Annotated in this window: 6 protein-coding genes; 4 read left to right on the forward strand and 2 right to left on the reverse strand. The window is 73.9% G+C overall.

Annotation, left to right across the window (positions count from 1 at the left end):
• A partial coding sequence (locus QOL99_RS15360) for a hypothetical protein (protein WP_285525107.1) occupies positions 1 to 250 on the forward strand: 250 nt, incomplete at its 5' end.
• Positions 251 to 379: 129 nt separating this feature from the next.
• Here the strand turns inward: QOL99_RS15360 and QOL99_RS15365 are convergent.
• Complete coding sequence (locus QOL99_RS15365; RefSeq protein WP_285525109.1) at positions 380 to 1693, reverse strand: hypothetical protein; 1314 nt, start codon at positions 1691 to 1693, stop codon at positions 380 to 382.
• A 334-nt stretch (positions 1694 to 2027) separates the two neighbouring features.
• On the opposite strand from QOL99_RS15365, the gene QOL99_RS15370 reads away from it, so the two are divergent.
• From QOL99_RS15370 to QOL99_RS15380, 3 genes are all read left to right on the forward strand, one after another.
• A complete protein-coding gene (locus QOL99_RS15370; RefSeq protein ID WP_285525111.1) occupies positions 2028 to 2225 on the forward strand; it encodes a hypothetical protein in 198 nt (65 codons plus the stop codon).
• A 247-nt stretch (positions 2226 to 2472) separates the two neighbouring features.
• Positions 2473 to 2802 (forward strand): DUF4342 domain-containing protein, encoded by a 330-nt coding sequence (locus QOL99_RS15375; RefSeq protein WP_285525112.1) that lies wholly within the window; start codon positions 2473 to 2475, stop codon positions 2800 to 2802.
• Between the two features lie 101 nt (positions 2803 to 2903).
• A complete protein-coding gene (locus tag QOL99_RS15380; RefSeq protein WP_285525114.1) occupies positions 2904 to 3527 on the forward strand; it encodes a hypothetical protein in 624 nt (207 codons plus the stop codon).
• Positions 3528 to 3738: 211 nt separating this feature from the next.
• On the opposite strand, the gene QOL99_RS15385 is transcribed toward QOL99_RS15380, so the two are convergent.
• The coding region (locus QOL99_RS15385; protein WP_326522594.1) for an MFS transporter at positions 3739 to 4338 on the reverse strand (600 nt) is incomplete at its 5' end.

Consider the following 4338-nt stretch of genomic DNA (forward strand, 5'->3'; position numbering starts at 1 on the left):
CCTCTCGCCGGGCACCGCCGCGCCCGGAACGCGCGTGCAGCTGCAGGTGCAGACCCAGGGCGCCCGCGAGGTGCGGGTCGAGGCCTTCGGGCAGGTGCTGACCCCCGCGCTGGAGCAGGGCCGCGCCGAGGTGCTCCTGACCGTGCCCGCCGCAACCCCTCCCGGCTCCCACGACGTCGTGGTGACCGTGAGCGGCGAGGGCGGCAGCCGCACCACGACCCTCAAACTGGTGGTGGTGGCGGCCCGCTGAGGGCGGGCGGGGGGCAGCTCCAGCTCCGTGCCTCCCGCCCACGACCCAGCCCCTGGCGGGCTCCTGGGAGAACCGGGAGCCCACCGGGGGCTGGCTATTCAGAGGTGGTCCAGGTGCGGGGGGCGGCGCTCAGTCGCAGTGAAGACTGTCGCCGCCGTTGTTGAAGGCGTCCAGAAGGCCGGTCCAGTCGCTGGCCGGGCGGGTGCCGAAGGTGCCGCTGGCCCAGCCGGGATGGGCGGCGAACCAGGCGTCGGCGGCCCCGATGGCGGCGGAGGTGTCCGGGTGGGGCAGCGCCGGAGCCGACTTGAGCAGGTTCAGCCGGGCGGTGGCGAGCTGGTGGAACAGGGCGACGGCCGGGTTGCCCGCGGGCGGCGTGTCGTACAGACGGGTGATCGCCTGCTGGGTGTAGTCGCGGTTGCCGATTCGCAGCTGCGTCTCGCTGCCGACCCAGTTGCGGGCTCCGGCCCAGGCGGCGGGGTCGTACTTGCGGTTGAGCTTGCCCTGGAAGTACTCGGCGTGGGTCTTGTAGTAGCCCTGGGTGTAGGTGCAGCCGCTGACGGCGCAGCGCAGCGTCACGGTGTCGGCCGCGCTGCTGTGCAGGTCGGTGCTGGCGCCCTTCAGGAAGGCGGTGTTGGCGAAGGTGTACCCGGTCGTGCTGCCCGGCACGGGCTCCAGCCCCGCCCTGTCCGCGCAGGAAAAGGTCCGGGCAAAGGTTCTGGTGGTGTCCGCGCTGACCGTCTCCGAGGAGCCGAACTCGGGATCGCTGAGGGTCACGCTGCGGTCGCCCGTGCTGGAGGCCGTGTCGGTGACCGAGAGGGCCGGGCTGACCGGTCCATGCGTGCCGCTGAGGCTGCCGCCCGCTGTCACGGCGTAGGCCAGCCGGAAGCTGGCGGCGGCGTTCAGCATGGCCCGCTGCCCGGCCGTGAGGGCCGCGTCGTCGCTGGTGAGCAGCAGGGCCGCGCTGAGACACCCGGAGGCCGGGACAGAGAGCGGCAGCGCCCCGAACAGGCCGCTGACGTCGATGGAATCGGCCAGGGCCGCGCCGCCCGCGTCCAGCCCCACCACCTGCAGGCTCAGCGCGGCGACGGGAATCGCCGTACCCCCCGTGTTGCACAGTTGCAGGGGCGCCGCGCCGCTCGACACCGTGGTCCGCGTCGACCGGAGTTCCGGGGCGCCCACGGTCGTCGTGAGGTCGGCCGTGACCTCGAAGGCCGCCGTGTCGTCGCGGCCGTCGGGCACCGCCCGCTTGGTCAGCGTCCAGGCATAGGTCGTCCGGGTGTCACGGACCTGCTCACGCTGGGCGGCCAGCGACAGCTGCAGCGTCGGCCCCGAGGGCACGGCGGTCTGGGCCCGCAGCACGGCGGGTGGGGTCTGCACCTGCTGCCCGCACCCCGCCAGCAAGAGCGACAGTCCGAGCAAGGCACTCGCGCGTTTCATTTTCATGGTCTCTCCCTCCTCCACGGCGGCGGCGCCGGGTGGCCGTCACCCTCAACCGCCGCGCCAGCTCCTCCGCTCGTCGGGGAGCCCTGACTGCCCCCACTGTGATGTGAAGGCCGTGACTCCGGAATGAACGCCGCGTGGAAAGCCGCCCGTCTTCCTGACATCAGCATGACTGCGGCATGAAGGCAGGGGGGGAGGCGGACAGGGCAGGACGGGGGGCTGGAGGTCCGGCGCTCGCCCACGGCGGCACGTCTGCTCGTCACCCGGCGGGGCGCTGATCGCCGCCAGCAACGCGGTCCATCTCCATCCCGCCGGCCTCCTCTCCGCCCTGGGCCTCGTGCTGATCTCGCTGCCGATGCCGCGCGGCGCCTCTCCACGGGGCGTGGCCTGGCGGGGAACCGTGGTCGGGACGCTGGGGCTCGTGGGCGAGGCGTTGCGGGACATGACCGGCCCCGCGTCCCTCCTGCACGGCCTGCTGCTTCCCGCCTGGTTCGCCGCCGTGGGCTGGCGGCTGTCCCGGCTGGCAAGAGCGTGAGACGGGACCATCAGCGCCCTGATCGTCCACGGTTTCCGGGACGGCGACACCGAGCGGGTCGCCCTCAGCGTGACGTGCCTTCTGTCGCCCCCTCCACTCCCGGTCTGGGGGCAGGTGGCCGTGTAGAACGCCGTTCCGAGCGGCAACGGGTACGGCTTCGGTCTGCTCCCGAGGCCGCTGGGTCGCCGGGCGCGGTAATTCCCCGGTAACACCCGGGGTTCACGCTGTGGGGTGAGGAGGTCCGGCCATGACCGACCAAGACAAGACAGCCGCCACACCCGGCACGCCCGCAGAACCCCCGCGCACCTTCCTGGAGGAACTGGAGGTGACAGGCGCCGAACTCGTCGAGCGGGTGCGCGAACTTGCCCGCGAGGGGAGCGCCCGGCGCGTCACCATCTTCAGCGAGGACGGCGAGGAACTGATGGGCATGTCCCTGACCCTGGGGACCGTGGCGGGCGGTCTGGTGGTGCTTTCTGCCCCCGCGCTCGCCGCGCTGGGGGCCCTCGCGGCCCTGGTGACCCACGTCAGGGTCGTGGTCACCCGCGACGGGGTGGCCCGGCCGGACCCCACGGCCTGACCGTCTCCCCGCCGCCGGTCTCCCCGCCGCCGGTCTCCCCACCGCCGCGCGGAAGGCTCAAGGTCCACCCGGGAGAGGTGTTCTCCCCGAAGGAGGCGGGTATGCGGTCATCGTCAGGCACGAACGCCCTGTGGGGCTGGCTGCTGCTGGGAACCGGGCTGCTGGCGCTGCTGGGCAACCTCGAGGTGTGGTCGGGCGTGTCCGCCACCCTCTGGGGCGTGGTGTTCGCGCTGGGCAGCGTCCTGTTCCTGGGACTGGCCCTGCGCCGCGCGGGGGACTGGTGGGCCTTTATTCCGGGCGGGGTGCTGCTGGGGCTGACCCTGGCGGTGGTCGCCAGCGGAGCGGCGTGGGGCGGGGCCGCCTTCCTCGCGTCGGTGGGCGCGGGCTTCCTCGCCATCGCCGCCCGGCATCCCGAACACTGGTGGGCCGTGATTCCCGGCGGCGCGGTGGTGTCGCTGTCGCTGGCCGCCGCCTTTCCGGGCCAGGCTGCCGGGCCGCTGCTCTTCTTCGGACTGGCGGCGACCTTCCTGGGGCTGGCCGCGTTGCCCACCGCCCGGGCCCGGGGCGCGACCCACCGCTGGGCCTGGTACCCGGCGGCCGGAACCCTCGCGCTCGCCGTGCTGAGCGGCGGCTGGATCAGCGGCCTGCTGGCCCTGTACTGGCCGGTCGCCCTGATCGTGCTGGGCGGCGCGTTGCTGCTGGCCCAGCGGCCCGGGCGCTCCTGAACCCCGGGCCGGGCGAGCAGCCGCAGGTGGTGGGCCGGGGCAGATGGGACGGCCCCGGATGAGGCAGGAGGCCCCGGGCACCAACCCCAACCGTGCCGAGATGCAGGTCACGGGCGGCGTGGGGAGCGTCCGGGTGGAGGCCGTGCGCTGAGCCGGAGGCCGGGGGAAGCCGGGAGGTCCCGGTTGTGCCCGGGGGGCAAGGGCCAGGGTGTCACCGTTCCCCGCCCCCCACCCGCATAAACACCTCGTACAGCGCCAGCAGCAGCGCGGCGAGCACGGCGATAGAGGCCCCGATCACCTCCAGCCCGCCCCAGCGCGAGAGCACGCCCACCAGCGCCGTGAGCGCGGCCCCGCCCAGCCCGGCGGCGGCGACCTGAAAGCCGATGGCGCTGTCGGCGTGCGCCTGCCCGACGCGCCCCGGCGTCAGGCTGATCAGCGAGGCGAAGATGGGCGCGAGGAAAAAGCCGATCATCATCAGCCCGGCGACCGCCAGGGTCCGGGTCGGCTCCAGCCACAGCAGCAGCGCCCCGGCCACGCTGGCCATCAGGCACACCCGCAGCGTGCCTGCCAGCGGCACCCGGTGGGCAATCACCCCGAACAGGACGCGCCCCACCATCAGGCTGCCCCAGTACAGGCCCACGAACAGCCCCGCCGCCGTCTCCGGCACGCCCCGGCCCAGCGTGAGCAGCGAGTAGCTCCACTGCGCGGCCACCACCTCGAGCCCGGTGTACAGGAAAAAGGTCAGCATCCCCAGCCACACGGCCGGGCGGCGCAGCGTGTCGCGCGTGCGGGCCGCCGGGACGGGCGCGGC

Origin of the sequence: Deinococcus rhizophilus (genome assembly GCF_030271215.1) — a bacterium.
GTDB lineage: Bacteria > Deinococcota > Deinococci > Deinococcales > Deinococcaceae > Deinococcus > Deinococcus rhizophilus.